Raw genomic sequence first — 5,031 nt, forward strand, 5'->3', positions numbered from 1 at the left:
ATCGGCACCACCAAAGATCGCCGCCTGCTGGAGCTGGAGCTGAACACCTGGGTGCGCAGCCTGGTGACCGAGATGACCGATCCGGGTGATGACCTGCAGGCCTCTCACCCGCTGCGTGATGCCAAGGTGACGGTGGAAGACATCGAAGACAACCCGGGCTTCTTCCGCGTCAAGCTGTACGCGGTGCCGCACTTCCAGGTCGAAGGGCTGGATGTCGGCCTGTCCCTGGTGTCGCAGATGCCGAAAGCCAAAGCCTGATTGTTGACGTAAAGGATATGCCATGAAGATTGCTCGCCCGTTATGGGCCACGGGGATGATGCTGTCTCCCCAGATTTTTCAGCAGCAGGCGCGTTGGGAAGCCTATACCAATGAGTGTCTGGCCAGCCTGGCGCTGGTTCATCCCTGGGGGGTATTGGCGGCATCGTTTGACAGCGATGCTTTGCGCCTGGGGAAACTGAAGGCCCAACACCTGCGGGTACGCCTGCAGGATGGCACGCTGATTGATACCGACTCGGCGGACCGCTTGCCGCCGGCGCTGGAGCTGGCGCGCGTGGTGCCAGACGGCCGTCAGACGGTAACCCTGTTGCTGGCCTTGCCGCTGGAGCATGCCAACGGGGGCAATTGTCTGCGTGGGGAAGCGAAGGCCGACCGCCCGACCCGTTACCGCCAGGACTGGCGTGAGGTGCAGGACGTGTACGACGACGACAGCCAGTCGATGGCGGTGGAAGAGTATGCCCTGACGCTGCGTATGGACGGTGACGAAAACGGCAATTATCTGACCTGCCCGGTAGTGCAACTGGTGCGTGATACGCAGGGCAGTTGGAGCCTGGATCCGCTGTTTGTGCCCCCATTGTTGCATTTCAGTGCTCATCCCGCCCTGATGAGCCAGTTGGACAGCCTGCTGACCCAACTGTGTGCCAAACGCACCCGGTTGATGGGAATGCGCCGGGAAAGCAACCAGCGCATGGCCGACTTTGCCGTGGCCGATGTGTCGCTGTTCTGGCTGCTCAACGCCCTGAATACCTATGAGCCGGTGCTGGCCGATCTGCTGGCCCACCCGGCGCGACCTCCCGAACTGGTGTATCGGGAGCTGGTCAAGCTGGCCGGGGCGTTGCTCACGTTTTCACTGGATCATGAGCTGTCGGCCATCCCGGCCTATGACCATCAGCAACTGGGCACGGTGTTGCCTCCGTTGCTCAGCCTGATCGGCACCTTGCTGGAAGCCAGCTTGCCATCGCGGGTGATTGCGCTGCCGCTGGAGCGTGTCAATGCCCATCTGTGGACCGTCTCGCTGAACGACCCGCGTTTACGCGAGGACGCGGATTTCTACCTGTCCGTGCGCTCCAGCCTGCCGGCACATCAGATCCAGACGCAGTTCCCGTTACTGTGCAAGGCCGGTGCCCCGGATGATGTCAATCAGCTGATTAACATCGCGCTGAACGGTATTCCCTTGCTGCCGCTCAGCCATGTGCCGGCGGCCATCCCGTTGCGGCTGGAAAACCAGTATTTTGCGCTGGATCTGAAGCATGCCAAGGGAGAAGCCATGCTGGCGGCAGGGGCCTGTTCGTTTTACGTGCCCGGCACGCTGACGGACGTGCAGCTTGAACTGTTTGCGGTACTGCGCTCATGAAAACGCCGTCGGTCGATATTGATGCGGTGTTGCAAGACAGCTATCTCCTGGTGGTGCAGCTGCGCCAGGGGGCGGTGGTTGAACAGGGGGCGGCGTTGTGGCAGCACTGCACGGCGCTGATTGAACAGACCCGGCAGCGCCTGCGTGAGCAGGGCGTGAACGCGCAGTCGGTTGACCACCTCTGCTATGCCCTGTGTGCATTGCTGGATGAGACCGTGCTGGTGCGGGCGCAAGGGGCGGAACATGCCGCCTGGGCCGCATAACCGCTGCAGGCGCATTTCTTCAATCAGCATCAGGCCGGGGTGCAACTGTATGACCAGATGCGTGCGGTCCTGCGCGAGCCGGCCCCCGATGTGGCGGTACTGACCGGTTTTCACCGGGTGCTGATGCTGGGGTTCTGTGGCCATTATGGCGAGGAGCAGGCACCGGAACGGGTGAAACTGTTGACAGCGTTGGCCAGCCGGGTCACGCCGTTGGCGGTGACGCCGGGGACGCCCCTGGTGGTCAAGGCGGCCCGACGCCAGTGGGCAGGCTGGATGTCGTCGCGGATCGTGCACCTGCTGGTTGCGGTCTGCGTATTGGCCGGCCTCTGGTGGGGGCTGCAACAGCACCTGGCCACGGCCGTTACGGCCCTGTTGCCGGGGCATCCTTAAGGAGTCGGTATGACGCCAAGGGGAGTGCGGGGCCTGTGGCTCTGGGGCGGGGGACTGCTCCTGTTGCTGTTGTGGGGTTTTCTGCCGTTGTCCACCGGGCAACGGGTGGGGGCGTCGGTTGCCGTGGTGCTGATCGTTCTGGCGGCGTGGGTGCGGTGTGGACGTCAGACCGGTACCGACGCGTTTGCCGATGACAGCGTGCTGCCCCCGGCGACGTATCCCCATCCGGTGGTGTTGGTGTGTGGCGATGGCCTGACGGCGCTGTGGGGGGAATACCCGGTGCGCGTGACGCCACAGGGCTGTTACCTGCCGGTGTCGGCGATCGCACAGTTGGCGCCGCGGGTGGGTGACATTCTGGCACACCGCCCGGGGTGGGGCGAACAGCTCAGTGTGTTGTGGGTGGTCAACCCGCAGCAGCAACAGGACGCGGCGGCGCTGGCGGGGCAGATACGGACCCTGCGCTATCAGTTGGGTGAGGTGCGCCGCCGCTATGGGGGTGATATGACGGTCTGCCTGACCAGTTATCTGGCCGGGCCTGCCCCCCGCCTCGCCGACACGACCTGGTTTATCTGGCAGGTCGGGCAGCCTTCGGTGTGCGTCAGTGAGGCGGGCGGGTATCCGGTGCCCTTGGCGCAGGGGGCGGTTGCAGACTCTCTGGATACCCGGGTGCAGTTGAACAGTTGGCGCGACTGGGTGGCACAGACACTTCTGCCCGCCTGGACTGCCCCTGAACACCCTGAGCGGCCGGGTTCACTGGCGCTGCTGGCGTTGACCTGGGTCCCGGAGGTGCCTGCTCGGGCCACAGACAATCTCTGGCAGCAGTGGGGACGACGTAAAACGTCGCTGAATGAGGGGACCACGCTGCCCAGCGGGGATGCGCCGGTGACCTTGCCGTTTCCCGATCGGTTATTGCCGCTGTTGCCGTGCCAACCCCGATGGACGCCGGGGCAGCGGGCGCAGGTGATGGCACTGTGGTTATTTGTGCTGGCCGGTGGGGTCGCGTTGGGGAGTTCCGCCTGGCAGAACCGGCTGCTGTTGCGTCAGGTCGGCGATGATCTGCAGCGCTATCAGACGGTGGCGGCCGATAACCCGACGGAGAAGGCTCGCACGCTGACGGTATTGCAGCGTGATGCACGCCTGTTGACCGGTTATTACCGGGAGGGCACGCCGTTGCATCTGGGGCTGGGGTTGTATGCTGGCGAGCGGATGCGTCAGCCGATATTGACGGCGATTGCGCGGTATCGGCCTCCGGCGATGCCGGTAGATAACGCCCCGGCTGTCGCCTTGGCCGAGGCTGTCCAGGCAGTGCGCCTGGACAGCCTGTCGCTGTTTGAACCCGGCCGGTTCCAACTGAAACCGGGTGCTATCCCAGTGCTGGCGAAGGCGTTGGTCAACCTCAAGGCCCAGCCGGGGTGGCTGATTGTGGTGAGCGGCCATACCGACGCGACAGGGCATGCGCAGGGTAACCAGGTGCTGTCACTCAAGCGGGCCGAAGCAGTACGTGACTGGATGGTACAAAACAGTGCGGTGCCCGCCCGCTGTTTTGCCGTGCAGGGTTTTGGGGCGACGCGGCCATTGGGGGCGAATGACACGCCAACTGGGCGAGCGGCCAATCGCCGGGTAGAAATCACGCGGGTTCCGGCAGCATCGGCTTGCACGGGATCTGAAACGATAGCCGGGTCATCGGAACAGATGACCTTATTACGTCAATAAAAGGAGCTTTACATGGCAATTCCAGTCTATCTGTGGCTGAAAGACGACGGCGGTGCAGACATCAAAGGGTCGGTGGATGTGCAAAGCCGCCAGGGCAGCATCGAAGTGGTGGCACAGGACCACAGCCTGTACATCCCGACCGACAACAACACCGGCAAGTTGACCGGTACTCGTATCCACACGCCGTTTGTGTTCACCAAGGAAATCGATGCGGCCAGCCCGTACCTGTACAAGGCGGTAACCACCGGCCAGACCCTGAAAAAGGCCGAGTTCAAGTGGTACCGCATCGATGACGCCGGTCAGGAAGTGGAGTATTTCAACACCACGCTGGAGAACGTCAAAGTGGTGAAAGTAGCGCCGAAGATGCACGACATCAAGGACCCGGGTAAAGAGAAGCACAACCACCTGGAAGAGATTGAACTGCGTTATGAAAAAATCACCTGGACCTACAAAGACGGCAACATCATTCATTCCGATGCCTGGAACGAACGTACCACCGCGTAAGTAAGGTAGTGCCCCCTCTCCCTGTGGGAGAGGGCTGGGGTGAGGGGGGAATATCTCCCTCGCTCTCACCTCCCCTTCAGAAAAGGGAGTTGTGGCGGCTGTTTGTGGTGTTTTTGGCTAAATCCCGTTATGTCGGTATTCAGCCAAGCACATTCACAGGATATCCAATGACCTTATGGGCCTCGGTTAACGGCCAGGGGCGGTAGCGTGCCTGCACGGGAGCAGGGTGGGCAGGATAGAGAGAGCAGGGAAGAGGGCATGAGCAATCATTCAGCACGTTTATTACATCGGTTAAATCCTTACTGCGCTCAGGCATTGGCGGCAGCGGCCACCCTGTGCCAGACACGCGGCCACGCGGAGATCACCGTGGAGCACTGGCTGCTCAAATTGTTGGAGCAGGGGGACGGCGATATCTCGATAATCGCCCGGCGCTATGACTGGGATCAGGACGCCCTGTGGCACGGGTTGCTGGCACACCTTGAACGTTTACCGCATCAGCTCCAGGGCAAACCGCAACTGTCGGCCCCGCTG

Annotated in this window: 4 protein-coding genes and 2 pseudogenes; all 6 read left to right on the forward strand. The window is 62.3% G+C overall.

Translation table 11 applies throughout. The features are described from left to right. Window positions 1–258, forward strand: a pseudogene (locus WG891_RS26370) (type VI secretion system contractile sheath large subunit); the annotation flags it as partial. Between the two features lie 22 nt (window positions 259–280). Continuing rightward, window positions 281–1,630, forward strand: a complete 1,350-nt coding sequence (gene tssK, locus WG891_RS26375; protein ID WP_337265061.1) for a type VI secretion system baseplate subunit TssK — start codon at window positions 281–283, stop codon at window positions 1,628–1,630. Continuing rightward, window positions 1,627–2,283: pseudogene (gene tssL, locus WG891_RS26380) on the forward strand (type VI secretion system protein TssL, short form). Before tssK ends, tssL begins: the two are co-directional and overlap by 4 nt. 9 nt (window positions 2,284–2,292) lie before the next feature. Then, entirely contained in the window at window positions 2,293–3,996 is a 1,704-nt protein-coding gene (locus WG891_RS26385; protein WP_337265060.1) for an OmpA family protein, read from the forward strand. A gap of 12 nt (window positions 3,997–4,008) precedes the next feature. Then, window positions 4,009–4,500 carry an Hcp family type VI secretion system effector gene (locus WG891_RS26390; RefSeq protein WP_337265059.1) on the forward strand — a complete coding sequence of 164 codons (492 nt, stop codon included), beginning with the start codon at window positions 4,009–4,011 and terminating at the stop codon, window positions 4,498–4,500. A 258-nt stretch (window positions 4,501–4,758) separates the two neighbouring features. Beyond that, window positions 4,759–5,031 (forward strand): Clp protease N-terminal domain-containing protein (locus tag WG891_RS26395; protein WP_337265058.1); only part of this gene is annotated, 273 nt, incomplete at its 3' end.

It is taken from the genome of Serratia sp. MMO-28, assembly GCF_037199905.1.
GTDB lineage: Bacteria > Pseudomonadota > Gammaproteobacteria > Enterobacterales > Enterobacteriaceae > Chania > Chania oryzae.